General features: G+C 59.4%; 26 protein-coding genes and 1 pseudogene. 17 read left to right on the top strand and 10 right to left on the bottom strand.

The features are described from left to right. Positions 1–74 precede the first annotated feature (74 nt). Positions 75–1,364: a hydroxymethylglutaryl-CoA reductase, degradative gene (locus CTR2_RS18280; RefSeq protein WP_087082073.1), complete on the bottom strand. Its 1,290-nt coding sequence runs from the start codon at positions 1,362–1,364 to the stop codon at positions 75–77. A gap of 171 nt (positions 1,365–1,535) precedes the next feature. On the opposite strand from CTR2_RS18280, the gene CTR2_RS18275 reads away from it, so the two are divergent. After that, complete coding sequence (locus CTR2_RS18275) at positions 1,536–2,936, top strand: aminotransferase-like domain-containing protein (protein ID WP_087082075.1); 1,401 nt, start codon at positions 1,536–1,538, stop codon at positions 2,934–2,936. A gap of 248 nt (positions 2,937–3,184) precedes the next feature. Here CTR2_RS18275 and CTR2_RS18270 read toward each other — a convergent pair whose 3' ends face one another. Then, on the bottom strand, positions 3,185–3,817 hold the full coding sequence (locus CTR2_RS18270) for a TetR/AcrR family transcriptional regulator (protein WP_176391619.1): 633 nt from the start codon (positions 3,815–3,817) through the stop codon (positions 3,185–3,187). A 74-nt stretch (positions 3,818–3,891) separates the two neighbouring features. Here CTR2_RS18270 and CTR2_RS18265 point away from each other — a divergent pair, with 74 nt between their 5' ends. The 3 genes and pseudogenes from CTR2_RS18265 (at position 3,892) to CTR2_RS18260 (ending at position 5,221) form a co-directional block, all read left to right on the top strand. Beyond that, positions 3,892–4,476 (top strand): protein-S-isoprenylcysteine O-methyltransferase, encoded by a 585-nt coding sequence (locus CTR2_RS18265; RefSeq protein ID WP_087082078.1) that lies wholly within the window; start codon positions 3,892–3,894, stop codon positions 4,474–4,476. 452 nt (positions 4,477–4,928) lie between these two features. Then, a pseudogene (locus tag CTR2_RS27595) lies at positions 4,929–5,015 on the top strand (hypothetical protein); the annotation flags it as partial. 26 nt (positions 5,016–5,041) lie between these two features. Next, on the top strand, positions 5,042–5,221 hold the full coding sequence (locus CTR2_RS18260) for a TonB-dependent receptor plug domain-containing protein (RefSeq protein WP_087082080.1): 180 nt from the start codon (positions 5,042–5,044) through the stop codon (positions 5,219–5,221). On the opposite strand, the gene CTR2_RS18255 is transcribed toward CTR2_RS18260, so the two are convergent. Then, positions 5,214–6,188 (bottom strand): Bug family tripartite tricarboxylate transporter substrate binding protein, encoded by a 975-nt coding sequence (locus tag CTR2_RS18255; RefSeq protein ID WP_087082082.1) that lies wholly within the window; start codon positions 6,186–6,188, stop codon positions 5,214–5,216. The two genes, CTR2_RS18260 and CTR2_RS18255, sit on opposite strands and share 8 nt — an antisense overlap. Positions 6,189–6,472: 284 nt before the next feature. Here CTR2_RS18255 and CTR2_RS18250 point away from each other — a divergent pair, with 284 nt between their 5' ends. After that, on the top strand, positions 6,473–6,955 hold the full coding sequence (locus tag CTR2_RS18250) for a GreA/GreB family elongation factor (RefSeq protein ID WP_087082084.1): 483 nt from the start codon (positions 6,473–6,475) through the stop codon (positions 6,953–6,955). A gap of 349 nt (positions 6,956–7,304) precedes the next feature. On the opposite strand, the gene CTR2_RS18245 is transcribed toward CTR2_RS18250, so the two are convergent. Further along, entirely contained in the window at positions 7,305–7,613 is a 309-nt protein-coding gene (locus CTR2_RS18245; protein WP_087084522.1) for a winged helix-turn-helix transcriptional regulator, read from the bottom strand. A 154-nt stretch (positions 7,614–7,767) separates the two neighbouring features. On the opposite strand from CTR2_RS18245, the gene CTR2_RS18240 reads away from it, so the two are divergent. Continuing rightward, positions 7,768–8,313, top strand: coding sequence for a carboxymuconolactone decarboxylase family protein (locus CTR2_RS18240; RefSeq protein WP_003066570.1), 546 nt, complete (start codon positions 7,768–7,770; stop codon positions 8,311–8,313). Between the two features lie 213 nt (positions 8,314–8,526). On the opposite strand, the gene CTR2_RS18235 is transcribed toward CTR2_RS18240, so the two are convergent. Beyond that, entirely contained in the window at positions 8,527–8,937 is a 411-nt protein-coding gene (locus tag CTR2_RS18235; RefSeq protein ID WP_176391620.1) for a hypothetical protein, read from the bottom strand. Between the two features lie 7 nt (positions 8,938–8,944). Continuing rightward, the gene (locus CTR2_RS27590; protein WP_409021338.1) at positions 8,945–9,097 is read right to left on the bottom strand and encodes a DUF1010 domain-containing protein; all 153 of its coding nucleotides are present in this window, start codon (positions 9,095–9,097) and stop codon (positions 8,945–8,947) included. Between CTR2_RS27590 and CTR2_RS18230 the strand changes: the two genes are divergently transcribed. Further along, positions 9,024–9,521: a hypothetical protein gene (locus CTR2_RS18230; protein WP_003066567.1), complete on the top strand. Its 498-nt coding sequence runs from the start codon at positions 9,024–9,026 to the stop codon at positions 9,519–9,521. The genes CTR2_RS27590 and CTR2_RS18230 overlap by 74 nt on opposite strands. A 258-nt stretch (positions 9,522–9,779) precedes the next feature. Here the strand turns inward: CTR2_RS18230 and CTR2_RS18225 are convergent, their stop codons facing one another. Continuing rightward, positions 9,780–9,893 (bottom strand): OprD family porin, encoded by a 114-nt coding sequence (locus CTR2_RS18225; RefSeq protein ID WP_254913259.1) that lies wholly within the window; start codon positions 9,891–9,893, stop codon positions 9,780–9,782. A gap of 400 nt (positions 9,894–10,293) precedes the next feature. Then, complete coding sequence (locus CTR2_RS18220; protein ID WP_087082086.1) at positions 10,294–11,373, bottom strand: SDR family oxidoreductase; 1,080 nt, start codon at positions 11,371–11,373, stop codon at positions 10,294–10,296. A 73-nt stretch (positions 11,374–11,446) separates the two neighbouring features. Between CTR2_RS18220 and CTR2_RS18215 the strand changes: the two genes are divergently transcribed. Continuing rightward, positions 11,447–11,836: a MerR family transcriptional regulator gene (locus CTR2_RS18215; protein WP_087082088.1), complete on the top strand. Its 390-nt coding sequence runs from the start codon at positions 11,447–11,449 to the stop codon at positions 11,834–11,836. A 725-nt stretch (positions 11,837–12,561) separates the two neighbouring features. Here the strand turns inward: CTR2_RS18215 and CTR2_RS18210 are convergent. Both CTR2_RS18210 and CTR2_RS18205 read right to left on the bottom strand, forming a co-directional pair. Beyond that, positions 12,562–13,725 (bottom strand): GGDEF domain-containing protein, encoded by a 1,164-nt coding sequence (locus tag CTR2_RS18210; protein ID WP_087082090.1) that lies wholly within the window; start codon positions 13,723–13,725, stop codon positions 12,562–12,564. Between the two features lie 339 nt (positions 13,726–14,064). After that, the gene (locus CTR2_RS18205; protein WP_003053502.1) at positions 14,065–14,340 is read right to left on the bottom strand and encodes an oxidative damage protection protein; all 276 of its coding nucleotides are present in this window, start codon (positions 14,338–14,340) and stop codon (positions 14,065–14,067) included. 143 nt (positions 14,341–14,483) lie between these two features. On the opposite strand from CTR2_RS18205, the gene CTR2_RS18200 reads away from it, so the two are divergent. The 9 genes from CTR2_RS18200 to CTR2_RS18160 all read left to right on the top strand — a co-directional run bounded on the left by CTR2_RS18200 (position 14,484) and on the right by CTR2_RS18160 (position 23,329). Further along, a complete protein-coding gene (locus tag CTR2_RS18200; RefSeq protein WP_087082094.1) occupies positions 14,484–15,515 on the top strand; it encodes a sulfate ABC transporter substrate-binding protein in 1,032 nt (343 codons plus the stop codon). Positions 15,516–15,583: 68 nt separating this feature from the next. Further along, a complete protein-coding gene (ssuE, locus tag CTR2_RS18195) occupies positions 15,584–16,180 on the top strand; it encodes an NADPH-dependent FMN reductase (protein WP_087082096.1) in 597 nt (198 codons plus the stop codon). Positions 16,181–16,399: 219 nt separating this feature from the next. Continuing rightward, the gene (locus CTR2_RS18190; protein WP_087082098.1) at positions 16,400–17,422 is read left to right on the top strand and encodes a sulfonate ABC transporter substrate-binding protein; all 1,023 of its coding nucleotides are present in this window, start codon (positions 16,400–16,402) and stop codon (positions 17,420–17,422) included. 20 nt (positions 17,423–17,442) lie between these two features. Continuing rightward, positions 17,443–18,525 carry a sulfonate ABC transporter substrate-binding protein gene (locus CTR2_RS18185; protein WP_087082100.1) on the top strand — a complete coding sequence of 361 codons (1,083 nt, stop codon included), beginning with the start codon at positions 17,443–17,445 and terminating at the stop codon, positions 18,523–18,525. Between the two features lie 23 nt (positions 18,526–18,548). After that, positions 18,549–19,757 (top strand): FMNH2-dependent alkanesulfonate monooxygenase, encoded by a 1,209-nt coding sequence (gene ssuD / locus CTR2_RS18180; protein WP_087082102.1) that lies wholly within the window; start codon positions 18,549–18,551, stop codon positions 19,755–19,757. Positions 19,758–19,767: 10 nt separating this feature from the next. Next, a complete protein-coding gene (gene ssuC / locus CTR2_RS18175; RefSeq protein ID WP_087082104.1) occupies positions 19,768–20,610 on the top strand; it encodes an aliphatic sulfonate ABC transporter permease SsuC in 843 nt (280 codons plus the stop codon). Between the two features lie 143 nt (positions 20,611–20,753). Next, positions 20,754–21,764, top strand: coding sequence for an ATP-binding cassette domain-containing protein (locus CTR2_RS18170; RefSeq protein WP_087082106.1), 1,011 nt, complete (start codon positions 20,754–20,756; stop codon positions 21,762–21,764). A gap of 69 nt (positions 21,765–21,833) precedes the next feature. Continuing rightward, positions 21,834–22,766, top strand: a complete 933-nt coding sequence (locus CTR2_RS18165; protein WP_087082109.1) for a CysB family HTH-type transcriptional regulator — start codon at positions 21,834–21,836, stop codon at positions 22,764–22,766. 347 nt (positions 22,767–23,113) lie between these two features. Then, positions 23,114–23,329: a TOBE domain-containing protein gene (locus CTR2_RS18160; protein ID WP_003053517.1), complete on the top strand. Its 216-nt coding sequence runs from the start codon at positions 23,114–23,116 to the stop codon at positions 23,327–23,329. Positions 23,330–23,372 lie beyond the last annotated feature (43 nt).

Genomic DNA, 23,372 nt, shown 5'->3' with positions numbered 1-23,372 from the left:
CTCCTTGCTTGTTGTTGTTCCCGTTTCGGGTAGAAAAAGCCTCGCCCGAATGTGCCTGGCGAGACTGAGGACGCTTAGCGCTGGGCGCGAATTTCTTGCAGCACTTCCAGTGCGCGATCGGTGCGTACGTCATGCTCGGCAGCCAGGCGCTTGGCGACGATCTCTACTTCTTCACCCACGGCACCTGCGACCAGTGCAATATTGCGAGCGTGAAGTGCCATATGGCCGCGCTGAATGCCTTCGGTGGCCAGCGCGCGCAAAGCACCCAGGTTTTGGGCCAGACCCACGGCGGCGGCAATCTCGCCCAGTTCCTGGGCAGATTTCACCTCCATGATCTTGAGCGCCAGGCGTGCCAGCGGATGGGTCTTGGTGGCACCGCCCACCAAGCCCACGGGCATGGGCAACTCGATCGTTCCCACCAGGGCGCCTGCATTGTCTTTTTCCCAGTGCGTCAGCGAGGTGTATTGGCCGTTGCGGCTGGCATAGGCATGGGCACCGGCTTCCACCGCGCGCCAATCGTTGCCTGTAGCGACGATGACGGGGTCGATACCGTTCATGATGCCCTTGTTGTGGGTAGCGGCGCGGTAGGGGTCGATGGCGGCGAAGGTGTAGGCGTCGAGCACGCCTTCAATAATTGCTTCGCCGCTGCGCTCCTTGGTGGCCAGGGTTTGTGGTGTCAGGCGCACACGAGCACGGGCCAGGCGCAGATCTGCCAGGTTCGAGAGAATGCGCAGGCGCACCGAACCACCGGTAATTTTCTCCACCAGTGGCGAGACTGATTCGGCCATGGTGTTCACGGTGTTGGCACCCATGGCATCGCGCACGTCCACGATCAGGTGCATCACGACCATAGGGCCGCGTGGAGAATCGGGGAAGACATGGATTTCGATGTCCTTGCAGCCACCGCCCAGGCTGATCAGCACCTTGTCTCGACTATTGGCTTGCGCGAGGATCTCATCGCGGGCCTTGAACAACGCCAGTCTTGCACCATAGGGGTCGTTGATGCCGACGATTTGCACTTGCGCACGCATCAGCGGCAAGGTGCTTGATGTATCAAAGCCTCCGTCTTCACGGGCCAGCTTGGCCATATACGATGCAGCTGCAATGATGGAGGGTTCTTCCACTGCGAGCGGAATCAGCACATCGCGACCATTGATGCGGAAGTTGCCGGCGACCCCCATGGGTAGCTCGAACGTGCCCACCACATTTTCGATCATCCCGTCAGCCAAGGTGGCGGGCAGGGCGCCCGCTTGGGTTAGTAGATTGCGCTCTTCGGCGCTGAGATTGCATGCGGTGGCGACATGCTCCCAGCGCTGTGCGGGAGTGAGAGCTCGGAAATTGGGAAGACGCGAATCGACGGCCATGAAAACTCCTACAGATCCAGATCTGGATATCAATACAAGGGGACGGTTGGCCGAGAATTTATTCAAACTGTACCTTTAAATACAGGTACAGTTTGCAAGAACAGTACTGCCGCAATGCAGCATTGGACCCATCTGCATACATACTGACAACTCACGATCTAGGAGACTTGAATGGCGGGTGGTAGCAAGCGTCAGGCCCCTATTGCAGAGCGTTTAGCTGATTTGATAGGGCAGCAAATAACCGATGGCGTGTATCGTGCAGGGGACAAGCTGCCGTCCTTGCGTGAGCTGGCGCATTTGCACAGTTACGCCAAAAACACCGTGGTGGCCGCCTTTGATCTTTTGGTCTCGCGCGGCTTGGTGGAGTCACGGCGTGGTGCTGGCTTTTATGTTCAACCGCAGGCCCGCCATGCGGCTCAGGATGAAGACGCAGGACAGCTCAATCGTGCGATGGATGTGGTCTGGTTGATGCGCGAGCAACTCAAGACCCAGCCAGATGCTGTCGCGGTTGGCGATGGATTTCCGCCTATAGAGTGGCTGGCCGATATGCGCATGGATCGCTATCACCAGAAAGTGGTGCGAACCGGATTGGGGTCCTTGTTTCGCTATGGCAGCCGCTTTGGCTATGCGCCGCTGCGCGATAGCCTGGTGCGCAAGCTGGGTGTGTTCGGCCTGGGTGTCACACCTCAGCAACTGGTCCTGACCCAGGGTGCGAATGAAGCCATGGATCTGGTGATTCGCTACTTCGTCCCGCCCGGCGCGACGGTGCTGGTAGACGATCCTGGCTACTATTTGCTGTTTGGCAAGCTCAAGCTGGCAGGGGCGCGCGTGCTGGGAGTCCCCAGGCAAGCCGATGGACCCGATGTCCAGGCTTTGGAGCAGTTGCTGTTGACCGAGCGCCCGCGCTTGTTCTTTACCCAGTCTCTGGCGCACAACCCCACTGGCTCGGACATCAGCGCTGCCAAGGCTTACCGGGTCCTGCAACTTGCAGAACGGCATAACCTCTTGCTGGTGGAGAACGACCCATTGGCCGATTTCAAACCAACCTCGTCAGTGCGTTTGTCCACGCTGGATCAACTGGAACGCACGATTTATATAGGCAGTTTTTCTAAGTCGTTTTCTGCAGCCCTTCGCGTGGGATTCATCGCCTGCAGCGATGCTTTAGCCAGCGACCTGGCAGATTTGCGATCACTGATCCATGTGAGCGGGTCCGAATACTGCGAGCGCATGGTCGATGTGATGCTCCGCGAAGGCCATTACGAGCGGCATCTCGTGCGCTTGCGCCAGCGTTTGGGTAAGGCAACGGAGCAAGCGTTGGATTGGTTGGAGATGCACAACTGCGAAGTGTTTGCGCGTAACCCTCAGTCGCTTTACCTCTGGGCCACGTTCCCCGGCAATCCGGATGCCGTGCGTCTAGCCGAGCGTTTGCTGGCCCACAAAGTCACCATGGCTCCGGGTCATGTTTTCAACCTTGATCCGAGCCAGACTTCGCCTTGGTCGCGCTGCAATGTAGGTGCCATGCTGGACCCCCGCTTTGAGGTGGCCTATCGAGCAATGCAGGAGGTGCGCTAGTCGCTTTTGCATAGCTCTGCGGAACTTATTCGTTGGAGTTTCAAAAGAGAAGTGGCCTTGGTCGAGAACCGCCTTCTCTGGATTGATCAACGCTACGGACTTATGGCTGCCGATTGCGGTCGCTGGCCTTAATTGACCATCATTCCGATACGTGAGGACCAGCCTGCTTGTACTAACCACCGGCAGCAAACGACCCAAAGCTGACGTAGCTAGTTGTCTTAGACATGTTGAGCGAGAGTTCGTATTCATCATCGTGGGCACACCAGATAGCCGCGCGCCAAGCAGACCACCTCGCGCGTCATCTGCTGGACGGAGATCCCGCCCGGCCGGCTTCTGATCATCGCGTGGGCAAGCGAATGAATCGCCTGGGTCAACACGAAGGCTGAAGTCTTCTCGTCTTCGATGGTGAATTGGCGCCGATGCTTGACCAGCGCAATGGTCAAGCGCTCCAACACCATATCTACGCTGCAATCGTGTGCCGATGTGTTGTCGCTAACTGCAAACTGCCCTTCCAACGCTTGGTGAAGATCCGGTTCAACAAGGTGTGCCTTGATCACTGCTTCGATGGCCCGACGCATCCCATCATCGAATGAGGTTGCCTCGGGTTGATCAAAGGCGCGAAGAACCTCTCGCTCCATTCGCTCCGAGTGCCGCAGCCTCACCGCTCCCAGCAAAGATTCCTTGTTAGGGAAGTACTGATAAAGGGATCCGACACTTACGCCGGCTCGTTCGGAGACGGCGTTCGTGGTCACATTGACGTACCCACGCTCGACCAGAATGCGAGCAGTGGCATCGAGTATTGCATCAACCGTCGCGTGGGAGCGTGCTTGACGTGGTGACTTGCGAGGAGGAGGAGCTTCTTTCACGGCGGATTCGAACACGAGTAGCAAAACTGAATAAATGCTCGCATATTCGCAACATCCTATCAACACCTCTTTTGGGTCCGAGTATTCGTATGCACCTTGAACTGCCTCATCTCCTCTTTCTCGCAGGCTTGTTGACCTACCTCTCCATCCGCGTCTTCTACAGGGCCCGGACGGCTTCGGTGCCCAAGCAAATCAGCGAGGCCGACTTCCAAGACAGGATCCTCATCCTGTTGGTTGTTGTGGGGCAGATTTTGCTGCCTGTACTGTATTTGTCGTCGCGGCTGCTTCGATTCGCTGACTACACGCTTCCCGAAGCTTGTGTCTGGATTGGCGCATGTCTTGCGATCTATGGCCTCTGGCTGTTCTGGCGTTCGCACGCGGATCTTGGAAAGAACTGGTCGGTGACGCTGGAACTCGGCAATGACCACCAACTGATCACCGAGGGCGTGTACCGACATGTTCGCCATCCAATGTATGCATCCTTCATAGCGCTAGGTCTTAGCCAAGCGATGCTACTGAATAACTGGATCGCCGGTTGGGCCGCCTTCATTGCAGTCTTCGCACTTTGCGTGGCTCGGATTCCGCGCGAGGAGCGCATGATGGTCGAGCACTTCGGAAATGTATACAGAAGCTACCAGGGGCGCACTGGACGAGTGTTTCCGCGCGTCCGATAGCAGGGCGTCATGAAAGTCAGTCCAGAGTTCACAGCCGCAATGCCTGAAACTGACCTTTTCCTAGCAAAACCGACAGTCTGCTCTTGGCCGAACTCAGTCGGTCACGACCAGCAGCCTAGTCAGCCACAACCGGCACACGCGGTCAGTTTGACCGGAATACGCAGCCGATCACGGACCACTGCTTGAGCGGCAACTTCGTCCTCGGGGTCGGCTGCTTGGCTATTTGGCTCGACGCGTACCCTCTCTGGCAATTGCTTCTGCCTGCAATGACAGGTGCATGCCCGTAGTGACATCCGGCGCTGCAGCAGGGCACGATCTCACCTTGGGTGAGGTGCGGGTGACGGTTCAAGCCGAGCATGAAGCCGCCACCAGTCCCGTAGTGTGCTGGACTGCCAAGCGGACGGCGACCAGCACCAAGACCGACACCGGCCTGCGCGAGACCCCCGCAGGCCGTGTCCGTGGTCACTCGCGGACAAGTGAACGGGCAAGGCATTCAGACCCTCCATAAAGCCTTGCGCTACATCCCGGGTGTGCGCTCGGAAGGGGGCAGGCCAGTGCCAACAACTTGTTCATGCACGGTTTCCTCGCGGAATGCAAAACCTACCTGGATGGTCTGCGCATTCGCCCGGATGGTTGTTTCGGCGACTTCGCGGAAGAACCTTTGCCTCTGGAACATGTCGAGGTGCTGAAAGGCCCGGCTTCGGTGCTTTATTGCCAGGCGCCTGGAGGCCGTGTCGTCAGTTGACCTGCATCTGGGCCTTGCGTGCCACCTCGCCCAGTCGTTTGTATTCGGACTGTGTCAGCGCTTCGAAGCCCTGGGCCGCGGACCCCTTAGGGGTGAATCCGGCCTGCACCAGCTTGTCCTTGACGGCAGGATCGTTCAGGGCCTGGTTGATGGCAGTATTGAGTTTGGCTGTGATGGCTGGATCTAGCTTGGCTGGGCCATATACGCCGAACCATGGATCGACTGCGTAGCCTTTGAGACCGCTCTCGGCGATCGTCGGCACATTGGGTAGCGATGGGCTGCGCTCGCTGCCTGCCACGGCCAGTGCTTTGAGTTTGCCTGCCTGAATGTGTGGCAGGGAAGCGGGCAGGTTATCAAACATGGCGGGTAGGTGGCCGCCAAGCATGTCGGTAATACCCGGTACGCTACCTTTATAGGGCACATGGACAGTATCCAGGCCAGTCATTTGCGCAAACATCACGCCAGCCAGGTGCATGCTGGTTCCGGCGCCGGCAGTACCGTACTGAAGGCCAGGGTTTGCTTTGATGTAGGCGATGAACTCCTGCACATTGTTTGCCGGGAAGCTCTTGCCCACCTCCAGCACGATGGTGGAGTAGCCCAGCATGGAAACCGCCGTGAAATCCTTGCGGGGATCAAACGCCATCGATTTGTAGATGTGCGGGTTGAGCGCATTGGTGGAGATGGCTCCGAAACCGATCGTGTAGCCGTCGGGCTTGGACTTTGCCACGACATCCATGCCGATATTGCCTCCGGCACCAGGCTTGTTCTCGATCACCACCGGTTGACCCAGCGTGCGTGCCATGTGCTCGCCCACGACTCGTGCCACAAGATCGGTCGTTCCTCCAGCCAGATAGGGAACGACAAAGGTAATGGGTTTTTGCGGGAAAGCTGCTTCTGCGCGAGCAGTTGCCATGGTGGTGAGCGCACCTGCGGCGGCAATTGACGCGAGTATCTGTCGACGGTTCATTGAGGTCTCCTTGGTAGTTCTATTGAGTGGCGTTTGAGTCGAGATCCGGAATCTGCTTGAAGCAAGGCCTTGGAGGCTGCCATCACCCGAGGCAGAGTGAGAAGCAGTGTATTTGCTCAATGCAGTCCGTGGGAGCTCAGTCTGGCAACTGCTGGCCAAGTGATGGGCACGGATGCCGGGCGGGGGCCGACAACCCATTGACCTGTAGCCAATAGAGGCGTCGAAAGGAGGAGGGGCCCTCATAATCAAGACCCCCAACGTGTTCGAGATGCCCACTTTTCGTTATGGATAAATTGTTGTTGCAGCAGCAGGTGCTGAAACGTCTCGCCGAGGATCTTCTGCAAGTCGAGCAGGCAGCGAGGGTTGCCCATGAAGCGGCGACCCATGAGGAAAATATCGCCGAGAACAAATACGACACATTGGGTCTCGAAGCTTCCTACCTGGCTGCTGGCCAAGCTCGTCGCGCAGAAGCCATCCGCCAAGCGATGGCCAATTGGCGCCAGTTCCGCCCGCTGCCCTACAACGCCAGCAAAGGTATACAACTCGGCGCACTGATCTGCCTGGTGGATTCAGACGACAAGCAACAACAGCTCTTTCTCGGCCCGGATGGGGGGAACATGAAGTTGTTCATCGGCACTGAACTCATCCAGGTCATCAGCAGCAAAGCCCCCCTGGGCAGGGATATGCTGGGTAAGTGCGAAGGTGATGAGGTGTCGATACAGGTCGCTCAAGTCCGACAGCAGTTTGAGGTGCTGTGGGTTCATTAAGCCGCGAGCAAGTTCAGGCTGGATTGCTCGGGAATTATTCGTTTCAGACCCCTCAGGCCAGCTCATGACAGGGAGGCTGCGGGCGTCATGAATTCCCGGAGCAGACATTCGATGTGAGTGCCAAATCGTCCTGCGCCTGATTTCGGGGTCGCAAGTGAATGGAGCATCCGGCCAGAGGCAGTCCTGGATGGCTTTCTCTCAGGTCACTGCTTCGGGCTGGTTGCCGCCTCAGCGCTTTGGCAGCCGGTGTCCGCGGTTCCTAAGTGGAATTCCAAAAGATCAGGTTCAGTGCTAGATGCGCAGAGGATGCCTTCCTTTCCCTGCACGAAATCTGAGGAGAATCCACAGTTTAGTCGGCAGAATCAGATGCCGCCGCGTCGGCTTTGGCCTGATCTCGCATCCGGTGCCCCCATTGATCAGCCCACTGTGTCAGGGGCTTGAGGGCACTTCCCAGCTTCCGGCCTTCTTCCGTGAGTCGGTAACCCCCCTCCGCGTGATCCACCAAGCCCACCTCACGCAGTTCGCCGAGTCGAATGTTCAATAGACGGGTGTTTGTCTCGCAAGCGTCCAGCAAAGCGCGGAATGTCAGCGAGCCGGACTGCAACTCCCAAAGAATCCGCAGCGTAGTCCGTCTTCCTAGCAGATCCAGGGCGACCATGAGGGGGCGTCCTGACTTGGAGCCTCGGACTGGTTTGTCAATAACGGGTGTCATACGTTTGCTTTACTTTATACAGCGCGCAATATAGCCTGAACTTCAGGTTAGGGGCACCGGTTGGCGGTTGCTCCAACCTGCACTTTCTGGAAGGCAATACATGACAGCACGCATCGCCCCCGCACAACCCCCCTTTGAGTCCGATATTGCGGAGCGCATCGACAAGACCATGAAGGGTCGTCCGCCGCTATGGCTTTTCGCGACCTTGGCCCGCGATCCTCGTCTGGCCAGGAAGTTCTTCTCCGGCAGTCTGTTGGATCGCGGTCATTTGACAATACGGCAAAGGGAAATCGTAATTGACCGCACGACGGCCCTGTGTCGCTCTGAATACGAATGGGGGGTCCACGTAACCGGCTTTGCGAAGCTGGCCGAACTCACTCACGAGCAGGTTCGCTCGACCGTGCTCGGCTCGGCAGCAGATGCCTGCTGGAGCGACGAGGAGAAACTGCTGATTCGCGTCTGTGATGCACTGCACTCGCACTGCGATATCGATGACCAACTCTGGGCGAGCCTCAGTGCCACCTTCCCCGAGAACGCCTTGATGGAACTCCTGATGCTGGCAGGTTTCTATCGAACAGTCAGCTATCTGACCAACGCACTGCGGATGCCACTCGAAGACATCGCGGAGCGATTTCCCACGGCATAGCGCCGGATTGAGTCGTGTCCACGCGGAGCGCCTTTGGCATCCGCGTACATGCAGGTTTCCGTTGCAGAAGCTCGTTCACTGGAAACTGAGTCAACAGAGGCGTGAAGTTCATGCTCTGGGAGCAGGCATTCACGAACGTCAGCTCCTGGCCAGGCTGCGACAGTCGCAGTTCAGCCCAATGCAGACAGTTATTGATGTTCGACGTTAGGCGCTTCAGTCTCCATCGCAGACAATCTTTCGCGTAGGAGAGCTTGACAAGATGAGTGCGAGGAGCGAAGTGATGACGTGAAGCACTTCGAGCTTTTCGACTTTGCGCCAGTCTTCAGTCTGGACGGAAACGCTCTCGCCCTGCCAGCCGACGAGAACCAGCCAGGAGTCCGGCTTATGCGCGACATCCTGCATTGCTTGCTCTAGCTCGGTGCGAAGGCGATGCAGTTGATAGCCTTCGATGACACCGCCACCGTAAAGATCAACCAGCTCACCTTTGTGGCGTTCGAGGTTTGCTGATTCAAGGTAGCGGTAAAGGAACCAGTAGTAGCCGTCGTCATTGAAGGTGACCGGCGATATCTCGCTGCAAGGCGTCTGGAGGTTGGCATGATCGGCCAGGTACAAGGATACGGACATAGAGTGTCTAACGGACTAGGTAAGCCGACCGCAGAATGCGGGTCGGCTTGACTGAAGGGTTACCCCAGGGCGATATGAGAGGCGCAATGAAGCTCAGTTTGATGGCTCTTTCAATTGTGGCTGCGTTCCTCCTTGCAACCCGAGGCTGTGCAAGCTTCAACAGCTACTGGTACGAAGGCTACCTACCTCAGGCGATCGAGGTTGAAGAACTACTGTTTGTCGAAGACAGCGGCGGCTTCAGAGAAGGTTGCGGAGCAGCTATCTACAAAATGGATGGACTATCGCTGGAACACATTCGCGCGAATGGGCTTGATGCGTTAAGAGAAGCTAAGCAGGCTAGGCGGCATAAAGCTCGTGAATACAGTGACTGGAAGGAAACACCCTACATTGAGCCGAAGGACGAAATAGTTCGAAACGGCTGGCTGACCGGTATGAACGAGGGGTGCTCGGATATTCCCTCCGAAATGGAGCGCGATATCAATGAGGCCTTGAGAGAACCAGGCTCCTTCTATGCAACTGGGCATGAGTCTGGCTTGATAGTAATTCCCAAGCGGGGGTGGATCATCTTTTCTCATTTTGGATGAAGATCGCTTGCTCCCCCTCGGTTGCATGTACCTCCTCACCGCTATCCGATACCTGCGCTGAGCGCCAGTTTCGCCTGCCTCCGGCGACGGCTTATGACCAAGACCTCCATTTCACTCATGCCCTGAAAGCGGTCGCCGGCTGATGTGTCGTTCGCGTCGAATGCGTGCTTTGGGGATTGAGCCAGTGCTTGCCATTGGTTGCCGAATAGCCGAGATGGCTAGCGTACACGGCGTCGGAGCCTCTGGTGTAGGCCGCGCTCAATTCAGGGGGGCGACGGAGTTCAGGCCCATGTCGTACTTGAGTTGCCAGGAGGCTTCGCGCGGACCGTTGAAGTCGGACGTTGCATTGCGTTTCCAACCAGATGGAGCCACGATTCACATAGTCAAACGGGTTGTTCTCGCTGACCTTCTGGTGGCCGAGTCCGAATTTGAGAGCACCTATGGCGCCACCTGGCTTTCTGGTAGACAGCCATGAAATTACGCTTTATGGCCGCTGTCGTGGGTGCGCATCCAATTTGCCGCGGGGATGAACTCTCTTGCCGATAACCGTCTTGTCGGTCGGCCTTGAATATCGATTCCATCCCAGACCGGCCATGCGATCTGTTGTCATGTCCGACATCATTTGGATGACTGCTTTCGTGTGTGCCGAAATGGTGCAGCAGACCCTTGTGGGCATTTGCAAGCGCACATCTGCGGCATGCCCGAGACCGCGCTGTCCTGCTTCGTACGACCACCTCGGATCTTGATGTTGTCTGGTGCCCCAGTGGATAAGTCAGGCAGCCCTGTCCTTGGCCATGCAATATGAGTTGACGAACATTGCAGTATGCTGCAAAGACTGACGTATATCCGGTTTGGCTATTCCATGCCTGTTGGCAAATTGCTCGACCGCCGTCGTATCGAAGCGAGTGGTCTGGATAAAGTCCAAGGCTTCGACGTCTGTACTCAAGAACCGCGCGACGGGCGGAATACTCAGTAGCAACTTCAGCAATCGTAGTGAAATGTGATGCCTGGGAGGCTTCAGGCCCATGGGTTGTGCTACCTGTCCCAGCAGCTCTCGCAAGTTGGGACTTTGGTCATCAAGTGCCAGTAGTTCCTTGCCCACCATGGCAGGATCGAAAGCACAAGCCGCCACCAACTCAACCAGGTAATCCACGGTGACCAGTGGCAGCCAATGCTCGGCAGTACCGGGCACTGCAGCCAGCTTTCCCTGCGCAAGATTGCGTATCAAAGCCACCAGCGGCTGACCGTCAAGGATATGTCCGGTACGGCTGTGGCCACAGACCGTCGCGGGGTGAACTACGGTAACTTCCCCGCCCTTGGTGGACATGACCTGCAGGGTTGCAAAGTGCGCCTCCAGCTTGCTCGCCTCGTAAGCACCGACGCACCGGTAGACGGCAGGCCAATCGGTCAGCTCTGGATGGCGAGGATCAATTCCGATGCGCAGCAGATGTTCATGATTCTTCAGCATGTAGCCGCCGATCATCACCAAGCGGCTATTTAGCTCAGCCGCCAACAGCGCCACGCGCTTTGCCCCTTCCACATTGACCGCGCGAGAATGCTCCAATGAAAGCCCCCAGGCGAAGTGGGCACCCAGATGGAATACGACTCTGGCCTGCCTTAGCACTGCTTGGTCGGAAGGGCTCAGCCCGAGGTTGTCCCGCTCCAGGTCGCCTGCAACGGCAAATATCCGGGCTGCAATTCCTCCCAGATTGTCGACCTGCTCTTGCAGTGCAGTCAGTCGTTCTGGGCGGCGCATCAACACCCGGACGGTGTGACCTTTGGCACTCAGGTTCGCCAGCAAATGTTGACCGATGAAGCCGGTCCCTCCCGTGACAAAGCACTCCACGTTCATTCTCTTGCTCCTTGGTAAGGTGAGAAATCAAATGTAGAGTGTCGACCTAACTCTATAGTCAAGCGGTATTTTCATGAGAATCGGCGAACTTGAGACCCGCAGCGGCGCCAGCCGCCATACTTTGCGTTACTACGAGCAAATCGGCCTGATCTCGCCGACGCGACGAACCAACAACTATCGCGTCTACACTGCGCAAACTCTGCAGGATCTGACCTTTATCCAGCGCGCGCAAAGCATGGGTTTTTCGCTGGGGGAAATAGGCCAGATTCTGGATGCGCAGCGGAACAAGGCGATCGATTGTGCTGATGGCGCCAAGCTCATTGAAAAGAAGATGGCGGAGATCAGACAGAAAATCGCCGACCTCAAAAGCATTTATCGCTATCTGGATGAAGAGCGTGCAAACCTCGAAGCCAGTGCTGCCAGGCAACTTGAGCTTCAGCAACTGACCAAGGCTTCGAGCTGAGCTGTCGGTATCCAGGAACGGAAGCTGCCGCAGGCTTCCGGTTTCAAGCCCTCGCTTGAGTAGTTTCTAGAACCTTGCGGCCAGACACTGTCTGGTTCAGTGCAGGCTTGCGTGTTCACTCTGTCTGCAACTTCTGCAAAGCAGACCAGGGACGACAGCACGCGAAGGTCTGCGATGGCGATCTGCGACTGTCGCAGTTCTGCCCGAAGCAGCCATCAAATCATCAACCGAGCCAATGTCTACAACTCAATAGTCGGATGAAGTCTCTGAGTTCTAGTCAATGCAGATTTTTATCCACGCTGATCGCTGCACGACGCCGCGTAACATTTCGAGAAAGCGACCATTTTCAATGGAGTGCAATGGTCGGGTGTTAACGAAATGCAAGTGGCACTCGCCTGGCCAACCAGGCCCACCACCTAGCACAGCATCCTCAAATGCATGGAGGTTTCGACCAAAAAACTGAGCTCCATCTGGTTTGACTGTGCGTATATATGCTGACCAAAAATCAACCTCTGTTCTCACGTTCTCGCAATCAACGATGATGGTTCGCATAACCTTTACCAAGTAGATTTCAATGAGGTATTGGGTGCGCTGGAGGAAATCATAGTGGGGCTCGATTCCTGCCCATGATTTCTCTCTAGGAGCATCCGCTTCGCCGGGGCGCGCCGCCGAAGGTGAAGTACATCCGGGCTGCCACACAGGCTCCTGTCGAGGCTAGAGGATCATCATTGCGACCGCCCTGGCGGAAGCGGGGCGAGTTCCATCCGGTCCCGTCCCTTGCGCTTCGATGCGTAGAGGGCTTCGTCGGCCCGCTTGAGCCAATGTGACAGCTCGGTCTCGGGCTGGTCGAACAAGGTCGCACCGATGCTCAGGGACACTGGCTCGGGCGTTGCGAACATTGCGCGCGCCTGCTGCGCGAACGACTCGCGCAGGTTTTGCCCCAGCGCCTGCGCGGCGGCGCCGGAGACACTGCGCAGCAGAATCACGAACTCGTCCCCGCCCAGTCGCGCCGCCAGTGCGCCGTGGGGCAGCGAGCCGCGGATGATGTCGCTCAGGGTCACCAGCAGGCGGTCGCCGGCATCGTGACCGTGCAGGTCGTTGACCTGCTTGAAGTGGTCAATGTCGATCAGCAGCAAGGCGCCGGGGCTGGCCCGCGAGGCCTGACGCAGCAGCTCAGGTGCGCGTAGATAGAGCGCTCGGCGGTTGTCCAGGGCGGTCAGTGGGTCGCGGGCGGCGATCTGTGCGATACGCTCTTCGCGGCGATGGCGCTCGGTACCGGTCATGGACATCGCGAGCAGCATGATTGCCATCACGCCTTCCACCAGCGAGACCAGGATCACCGCGCCTCGGAAACTGGCCAGGTTGACGAAGGCGTCCGGTGCCACGGTAGAACCGGCCTTGGCCAGGTAGAACAGGCCGTGTGCCAGCAGGACGAAGCGCAACTGCGCTGCGCCCACACTCAGCGCTGCGCCATGCGGGCGCAGCAGCAGGCCGGCGCGCAAGGCGATGACGGCAATCATCAGCGACTGGATGCCCAGCATTGTCTTGGACCACCAGAGCCCGTCGGGGAGAAACAGCATCGCCAGCCAAACGACGGCCAGCAGCCACCAGGCGCGCGGCAGCCGGGCGCGCGTGAATCCGGCAACGCCAGCCAGGAACAGCCAGTGGGCTGCGATCAGCAAGCCGTTGGGGAACCAGATGCCGAACAGTACATAGCCACTGGAGCGCAGCAAGGCCAGCACGCTACCCACGGCGATGATCGCAAACCCCGCGCTCCAGAGCAGCAGCGAGCGTTCGCGCACGCTGCTCCATTCCGCAGCCAGGTACAGCGCCGAGGCGGCGGCCATGGCCGCGGAGAGGACGAGCAGGGTGAAGGGATCGAGAACCATGGACGATGGATGTGTCAGCGCGGGAGCCGATCAGTTGCTCGGGGCGACGGTCGGGGTCGTGGCATTGATTGAAATGGAACGGGCCGTATGCGAGGCGAATCGTCGCAGGATGCGGATTTTCAAGTATCTCTTGTGGGCTGAGTCGCCGGGAGGAATTGACGGATGGAGCCGGGCGTAAGGAGAGGATGTCCGACGCTGTTCTCGCCACGATCGGCAGGCTGTCCTCGATGACCTGCTACATGCTGACCGACCGTGGGACCTCGCCGCTACGGCTGCGAGTTCACACATAAAAAAGCCCCGGGGCAGGGCCACGGGGCTTGGTGTCCGAGTCAGAAGGACTTACTCGGCGCTGGGAGGCACATAGCCGGCTGCAGCATCGGCACCGCCGCCAAAGAAATGGTTTTCCATCTGGCGAGCCAGATACTGGCGGGCGCGGGCGTCGGCCAGGTTCAGACGGTTTTCATTGATCAGCATGGTCTGGTGCTTGAGCCAGTCGGCCCAGGCCTGCTTGCTCACGCTTTCATAGATACGCTTGCCCAGTTCGCCAGGGGCAGGAGGGAAATCCAGGCCTTCAGCGTCTTGACCAAGCTTGATGCAGTGAACGGTACGTGCCATGTGTAGGGTCCTCTTGGTTGATTTCAGATGTTTAGGTAATAACAAACTGAAATCTTAGTAGTTTGAGTTTTAAGAATGCGGCTCAAGAATGCATAGCAACGGGGCAGAAGCCCGTTAACCATTCACTCCAAGAACACAGTCCAATGAAAAATCGTCGCAACTTTATCAAGTTTCCTCTGGCTGCCGGTCTGATGGCTGGCTTGACCCTCTCGGCTCTGCCCACATTGCCCGCTTTTGCTCAAACCGGCGTGCAGCTGCTCAACGTTTCCTATGACCCCACTCGCGAGCTGTATGTGAACTACAACCAGGCGTTTGCCAAGCACTGGAAGGCGACGCAGAACCAGGATGTGACCATCAAGCAGTCGCATGGTGGCTCGGGCAAGCAGGCGCGCTCCATCATCGATGGCATTGAGGCAGACGTGGCCACGCTGGCCCTGGCAGGCGATATCGACGCCCTGGTCAAGAACGGCAATGTCAAGGCCGACTGGCAAAAGCGCCTGCCTCACAACAGCGCGCCCTACAGCTCCACCATCGTGTTCCTGGTCAAGAAGGGCAATCCCAAGGGCATCAAGGATTGGGACGATCTGGTCAAGCCTGGCATCCAGGTGATCACTCCCAATCCCAAGACATCGGGCGGCGCACGTTGGAACTATCTGGCAGCCTGGGAATTTGCCAAGCGCAAGTACGGAGGCGATGCACAGGCCAAGGATTTCATCACCAAGCTCTACAAGAACGTGCCCGTGCTGGACACCGGCGCGCGCGGCTCCACAGTGACCTTTGTGCAGCGCGGCCTGGGCGATGTGTTGCTGGCCTGGGAGAACGAAGCCTATCTGGCACTCAAGGAGTTCGGCCCCGAGAAGTTCCAGATCGTCGCGCCTTCGCTGTCCATCCTGGCCGAGCCTTCGGTGGCCGTGGTCGACAAGGTGGTCGATAAAAAGGGTACGCGTACCGTGGCTGAGGCCTATCTGAAGTATCTGTACTCCGAAGAGGCCCAGCGCATCGCAGGCAAGAACTTCTACCGCCCGACCGATGCCAAGGTGGCAGCCGAGTTTGCCAGCCAGTTCCCCAAGCTGGAGCTGTTCACCATCGACAAGGCCTTTGGCGGCTGGGCGGCGGCAGACAAGGCTCACTTTGCCGACGGCGGCAGCTTTGATCAGATCTATACCAAGAAATAAGTGAAACGAAAGACGGGGGCACGATGAGTGCTCCTGTCTTTGCAATAACTAAAAGATAGAGCCAAGCCATGTCGATTTTGCTGATTGCCGGTAGTCCTTCGCAGCCCTCGCGCTCCAGTGCCCTGCTGAATGCCGTGGCTGCCCGCCTGCAGGCACAGGGCCTGAGCACAGAGCCCGTGCTGCAGCTCAACCAGCTGGACCCCGCAGCCCTGTTGCATGCCCGCTTCGATCATCCCGAGATTCGTGCCGTGACCGATAGAGTGGCCCAGGCCGACGCGGTGGTGGTGGCTACACCCGTTTACAAAGCGGCCTATAGCGGCCTGCTCAAGGTGTTTCTCGATGTGTTGCCGCAGACGGCGCTCAAGGGAAAGCTGGTTCTGCCCCTGGCCACTGGCGGCAGCCCTCACCATATGCTGGCGCTGGACTATGCGCTGCGCCCCGTGCTGCAGTCGCTTGGCGCACGCCACATACTGCCCGGCATTTATGCCACCGACCAGGGTGTGCCCTTGCTGCCCGAAGGCGGTTATGGCCTGGCTCCCGAGATCGCCGAGCGCGTCGAGGATGCCGCCCAGTTGCTGGCCACCGATCTGCGCCGCAGTGCCCAATGGGCCGCAGCCAATGACTTTGAAAGCATCGCGTTTGCCGACGTGCGATGTAGCGTTTGAACTAACGCCCCCCTGAGCCGCTGCGCGGCTTTCCCCTAGGGGACGGCAGCATCGCTGCGGGGGCCCTTGCTTGCCGTCTCACCGATGGGGCGGCGCCTATTTCTCCATGTCTATGTTTTTGATAGCAGTCCCCGCACTGCGAAGGCCGAGTTGCGCCTGAAATCAGGCCGAAGGTACGCCTGAAGTGTGTGGGCTGCAAGCTCCAAGGATTGATTTCTCATGACCGATCGCAACAACACTTCTGTCGTTATTTCGTCGCAATTGCTGAACACCACACGTCGCCAGTGGTTGGCGGGTACGGCAGCCTCGGCGCTGGCCCTGGCTTCGGGCGGACTGCATGCGCAGCAGGGCAATGGCACGGCAGGCGGGCAGCGCGTGCTGCGCGTGGGCCATCAGAAAGGCTGGCTGTCGATTCTCAAGAATCGCGGCACGCTGGAAAAGCGCTTGAGCCCGCTGGGCGTGGCCGTGCGTTGGGTTGAATTCAATGCCGGCCCTGTGCAACTGGAGGCGCTCAATGTCGGCTCCATCGACTTTGGCGATGTGGGCGAGGCCCCGCCCATCTTCGCCCAGGCCGCCGGTGCGCCTCTGGTCTATGCGGGTGCCACGGTGGCGCGCCCGGGTCTGGAAGCGGTGATCGTGCCCAAGGGCTCGACGATCCGCAGCGTGGCCGACCTCAAGGGCAAGCGCATTGCCTACAACAAGGGCTCCAACGTTCATTACTTCCTGGTCAAGCTGCTGGAAAAGCATGGCCTCAAGTACGGCGATGTGCAGTCGGTCTTTCTGGCTCCTCCCGATGCGCGTGCCGCCTTCGAGAAAGGCTCGGTCGATGCCTGGGTGATCTGGGACCCGTTCCTGGCCTCGGCCCAGAAGGCTCTGGATGCACGCCTGCTGGCCGATGCAAAGGGCGTGGTCAACAACCGTGCCTACTACTTCACCTCGCGTGACTATGCGAGCCGCAATGCCGATGTGCTGCGCATCGCGATCGAGGAAATTGCTGCCATCGATGCCTGGGCCAGCAAGAACAAGAGTGCAGCAGCGGCCGAGCTGTCTCAGATCCTGGGCCTGGACACCGCCGTGACCGAGCTGTACCTGAGCCGCGCCGAGTTCGGCACCAAGGCCGTGAACGCCGAAATCCTGGGTGAGCAGCAAAAGATTGCCGACACCTTCTTCGATCTCAAGCTGATCCCCAAGAAGCTCAATTTGCTGCATGCCGCGCCCGTGGACTTGCTGGCCAGCCGCTGATTCATGAAAAGGTCATTGCCATGAGTCCTGCATCCTCTTCACCCCGTTTCCATCGCGGCCGTCGCCAGGCTCTGCAACTGCTGGGCACCACGGCTTTCAGCTGGACCCTGGCCGCGTATTACGCCAACGATGCACTGGCCCAGCCTGTGTCGGCTATTGCAGCTCCGGCCCAGTTGCGCATCGGCTATCAGAAGTCGGCCGTCAATCTGGTTGTGCTCAAGCAGCATGGCGTTCTGGAAAAGCGCTTTCCAGGCACCAGGATCAGCTGGCTGGAGTTTCCAGCCGGGCCGCAGTTGCTGGAGGCTCTGTCGGCCGGAAGCCTGGACTTTGGCCTGACCGGCGATTCGCCGCCCGTGTTTGCCCAGGCAGCGGGCAAGGATCTGCGCTATGTAGGGGCCGAGCCACCCAAGCCTGAAAGCTCGGCCATTCTGGTGCTCGCCGATTCGCCGCTGAAAACCCTGGCCGACCTCAAAGGCAGGCGCGTGGCGCTGCAAAAAGGCTCAAGCGCCCATTACCTGCTGGTGCGTGCGCTGGACAAGGCGGGTATTGCCTGGGCCGACATTCAGCCCGTGTATCTGGCACCGGCCGATGCGCGTGCCGCTTTCGAACGCGGTAGCGTCGATGCCTGGGCCATCTGGGACCCGTTCTATGCAGCCACCGAGCTGAGCATCCGGCCGCGCGTGCTGACCAGCGGTGAAGGGCTGTCGGGCAACAACTCTTTCTATCTGGCCTCGCGCAGCCTGGTCGAGCACCATCCCCAGCTCATCAAGGCCTTGTTCGACGAACTCACGCGCGCCGATCAGCTGGTGCAGACCTCGCGCAAGGAGGCCGTGCAACTGCTGGCCGCTTTCAGCGGGCTGGATGCGAATGTGGTCAGCCGTTTTATCGGCCGCAGGCCCAGCTCGCCGACCACGCTGCTCAATCCCGCCATCGTGGTCGAGCAGCAGCGCGTGGCCGATACCTTTTTTCGTCTGGGCGTGATTCCACGCCAGGTGAAGGTGGCCGACATCGTCTGGCAGCCCACCCCGGCGGAATACGCCGGCCATGGCCAGGGGATCCCCGCCGCTTCATCCATCACGCCCGCCGTGGCGTCCAGGTTCTAAGTCAGGTTCAAGGAGATTTCGTCATGCAAGTGTTCTGGTTCATTCCCACCCATGGTGATGCCCGCTACCTGGGCAGCAGCGAAGGCGCACGCCAGCTGAGCCATGACTATGTCAAGCAGGTGGCCGTGGCGGCCGACAGCCTGGGTTACGAAGGCGTGCTGATTCCCACGGGACGCTCCTGCGAAGATCCCTGGGTAGTGGCGTCCAGCCTGTTGCCCGTCACCAAGCGCCTGAAGTTCCTGGTGGCCGTGCGTCCTGGTCTGCATCAGCCCAGCCTGGCTGCTCGCATGGCGGCCAGCTTCGACCGGCTTTCCGGCGGGCGGCTGCTGATCAATCTGGTCACCGGCGGCGATCAGGCCGAGCTGGAGGGCGATGGCGTGTTTCTCGATCATGCGACGCGCTATGAACAATCGGCCGAGTTCATCGAGATCTGGCGCGAGATTCTGGCACGCAGCCATGAGGGAAAATCGCTGGATTTCGAAGGCCGGCATCTGCAGGTCAAGGGTGCCAAGCTGCTGTTCCCGCCGCTGCAAAAACCCTATCCACCCGTGTATTTCGGCGGTTCTTCGCCTGCCGCCCACGAGCTGGCGGCGGAGCAGGTCGATGCCTATCTGACCTGGGGCGAGCCACCGGCCGAAGTCGCCAAAAAGATTGCCGATGTGCGCGAGAAGGCCGAGCGCCGCGGCCGCCAGGTCAAGTTCGGCATCCGTCTGCATGTGATCGTGCGCGAAACCGATGAGGAGGCATGGGCCGACGCCGAGCGATTGATCAGCCGCCTCAAGGACGAGACCGTGGTGCAGGCACAGGCCGCATTTGCGCGCATGGATTCCGAAGGCCAGCGCCGCATGGCCCAGTTGCATGCGGGAGGCACCAAGCGCAGCCGCAAGGACCTGGAGATCAGCCCCAATCTATGGGCCGGCGTGGGTCTGGTGCGTGGCGGTGCGGGCACGGCCCTGGTGGGCAGCGCCCAGGCTGTGGCCGATCGCATCAAGGAATATGCCGATCTGGGCATAGACACCTTTGTGCTCTCGGGCTACCCGCATCTTGAGGAGGCCTATCGCTTTGCCGAGCTGGTCTTCCCGTTGCTGCCCGTCAACGTGCAGGAAAAGCTCGGCGGTGGCAACCCCGGCGGCCCGTTCGGCGAGACCGTGGCCAATCTGTACTCGCCGCGAGCTGCTGCTTCGGGAGCCGCTGCTCCGGAGCGCGAGCAGGTCCGAGTGTCCCAAAGCTGAAGGAGAGTGTATGAGTGATGTTCAAACGCTGACGTTGCAATCCGCTGCCCAGCCTGCAAGCCCGCCGGTACCGCGCCTAGAGTTGCTGGCGCGTCAGTTCGCTTTGCGGCTGCTGCCCTGGTTGTTGCCGGTCGCGCTGATCGCAGCCTGGCAGGCCGCATCGGCCTATGGCTGGTTGTCCACACGGGTGCTGCCCGCACCGCTGGATGTGTTGCGTGCAGCCTGGGCTCTGGCAGAGTCGGGCGAGCTATGGACCCATGTCAAGGTCAGTGCCGGGCGTGCGCTGGCGGGGTTGGCCATTGGCGGCAGCCTGGGCTTGCTGCTGGGCCTGCTCACAGGTTCGCTGCGATGGGCCGAGACGCTGCTCGATTCCACGATCCAGATGGTGCGCAACATCCCTGCGCTGGCGCTGATTCCGCTGGTCATTCTGTGGTTCGGCATCGACGAGTCGGCCAAGCTGTTCCTGATCAGCATTTCGGTGTTCTTCCCCATCTACCTCAACACCTTCCACGGTATCCGCAATGTGGACCCGGGTCTGATCGAGATGGGGCGCAGCTACGGCCTCACGCGCTGGCAGCTGTACCGCGACATCGTGTTGCCGGGGGCGCTGTCCTCCATCCTCGTGGGCTTGCGTTTTTCGCTGGGACTGATGTGGGTGATTCTGATCGTGGCCGAGACGATTTCAGCGCAGGCCGGCATCGGCTACCTGACCATGAATGCACGCGAATTTCTGCAGACCGATGTGGTGCTGGTGGGCATTCTGCTCTACGCGATTCTGGGCAAGCTGGCCGATTTGTTCGCCCGCTCGCTGGAGCGCTGGTGGCTGCGCTGGCATCCGGGGTATCAGGGGTGACTCCCCCTGAGCCGCTGCGCGGCTTCCCTCTCTCTCTTCGGGAGGGGGACGACATCCTCGCTGCGAGACGGCTCTTGCTGGATGTCTCTGGCCTGGGTCGTGCGCTTTTTGGGGCTTGGTGGAAAGAATGAGAGGAGCTTGCGATGAGTAGTTTGTGGAGTCGTTTGGCCCAGTCGCTGGTGGGTGCAGGTGCGCTGAATGCGCGTCAGCCGCTGGTGGCATGGGAGGCATCCTGGGACGAGGCCGAGGCCTTGCAGGCTAGCGGCCAGCTGTGGCACAAGGCCAAGGATGCGGAAGATGGAAAAAAGGACAGCAGCCAGCAGTCGGATGCGCAGCAGAAAGAGCAGGCCGAGGACGTGCAGGGCGTGCATTTGCAGACTCGGCAGCTGACCAAGCGCTATGGCGAGCGTGAAGTGCTCAAACAGGTGCAGCTCGACGTCCAGCCCGGCGAGTTCATCGCCATCGTTGGGCGCAGCGGCTGCGGCAAGTCCACCTTGCTGCGCCTTGTGGCCGGGCTGGAAGAGGCCAGTGCTGGGCAGCTACTGATCGATGCGGGCGATGCGCGCGAGCAGCGCCGGCAGAACAGGGATACGCGCATCATGTTTCAGGACGCGCGTCTGCTGCCCTGGAAGCGGGTGCTGGACAACGTGATTCTGGGGTTGCCCGATTCGGCGCGCGAGCAGGGGCGCAAGGTGCTGGCGCAGGTGGGACTGGCTGACCGCGAAAACGAATGGCCGGCGCGGCTGTCTGGCGGCCAGCGCCAGCGCGTGGCCCTGGCCCGTGCCCTGGTTCACCAGCCGCGACTGCTGCTGCTTGACGAACCTCTGGGCGCTCTCGATGCACTGACGCGCATCGAGATGCACCGCCTCATCGAAGGTCTGTGGCGCAGCCATGGCTTCACGGCCTTGCTGGTCACTCACGATGTGCAGGAAGCCGTGGCGCTGGCCGACCGCGTGGTGCTGATCGAAGACGGACGCATTGCGCTCGACGAGCGCATCGATTTGCCGCGTCCGCGTGTGCATGGCGATGCCCGCTTTGCCGCGCTGGAGACGCGCATTCTGGATCGCGTGCTGCAAAAGCCCGAGTCAGAACAGGCAGCCGGATTGCAGAGCTGGCCTGGCGTGCCGGCTACGGGCCTGCGCTGGGCGATTTGAGCATCCAACGAAAACAAAGAGAAACAGGCAGCTGGCGCGGCCACAAGCTGTGCCGCCTGCCATCAAGATATGAATTTTCAGCAACTGCGTTCGGTTCGTGAAACCGCAAGGCGTGGCTTCAATCTGACCGAAGTGGCGGCCATGCTCCACACCTCGCAGCCCGGTGTGAGCCGGCAGATTCGCGAGCTCGAGGAGGAGTTGGGCATCGATATCTTTGTGCGCGCCGGCAAGCGTCTGACGGGGCTGACGCCGCCCGGCACGGCCTTGCTGCCTATTGTCGAGCGGATGCTGCTCGAAGCCGACAATCTGCGTCGTGCGGGCGAGGACTTTCACGCCAGCGAGCGCGGCGGCCTGTCGATTGCTGCTACGCATTCCCAGGCACGCTATGCCTTGCCCCAGGTGGTGCGTGATTTCCGCAGGCTCTACCCCCAGGTTTCGCTGCATCTGCATCAGGGCTCGCCACGCCAGGTAGCCGAGATGCTGCTATCGGGTGAGGCCGATATCGGTGTGGCCACCGAGGCGCTGGGCAGTTATGAGAACCTGGTGACTCTGCCTTGCTACCGCTGGTCGCACAGTGTGGTCGTGCCGCCTGACCATGAACTGCTCGATACGGACGGAGCACTGACACTGGAAGCGTTGGCGCGCCACCCCATCATCACCTACGAGCAGGGTTACACGGGGCGTGCCCATATCGACAAGGCGTTTGCGGCGACAGGGCTGGTGCCCGATGTGGTGCTCACCGCCATGGATGCCGATGTGATCAAGACCTATGCGGAGCTGGGCATGGGCGTGGGCATCATTGCCTCCATCGCTTTCGATGTCGAGCGCGATCGCCATCTGCGCGCTATCGATGCCCGTCATCTGTTCGAAGTCAATCTCACGCGCCTGGCTCTGCGCCGCGATGCCTGGCTGCGTGGCTATGCCTATGCCTTCATCGAGAGCTTTGTGCCTACGCTGACGTCCGAGGTGGTGCGTGCGGCACTGCAATCTGCCGAAGACTGAATTTCAACTCGAACATCTCGAAAGAGCTTCAAGCCCCTGGTATTGCACTACATGGGGCGACTGTGCAGCAGGGGCTGGCGCAGGTGGTGCTCAATGCCTCGAACTTTTTGCGCTGCCATATCGTGGTGTTGGGCGTCCTTGTCATCCGCGCGATCGGACTGCGGCACGATGCATGGCCGCGCAGGCTTGTGTCACGCTACGGTTGCTTATTTTCATAAGATGTTTTTGATATAAAAATTTTTGTTTTTATTCTTTTGAGTTTTTTGGAGAAGGTTTCAGAATTGTTTTCATGCAGTGCAGCAAACACTGTTTTTCAGAACCTTCATGACTTCTCAGGAGAATTTTGTATGTCCATTCAAGCCATCAACGTACGCAATCAGTTCAAGGGCAAGGTCAAGGAAATCATCCGCGGTGACGTGGTTTCGGAAGTGGATGTGGAAACGCCCTGGGGCATCGTCACTTCGGTGATCACCACGCGCTCGGTCAATGATCTGGGTTTGGCGGTGGGCTCGGAGGTTGTGGCCCTGGTCAAGTCCACGGAGGTGTCCATCGCCAAGCTGTAAATCTCAGAATTCATATCAAAACAGCACCCAGCGCAAGTACTGC

This window comes from Comamonas thiooxydans, assembly GCF_002157685.2.
GTDB classification, from domain to species: domain Bacteria; phylum Pseudomonadota; class Gammaproteobacteria; order Burkholderiales; family Burkholderiaceae_C; genus Comamonas; species Comamonas testosteroni_H.
Note: the sequence above shows the minus strand (reverse complement) of the source record. Positions and strands in the feature narration are given on the sequence as shown.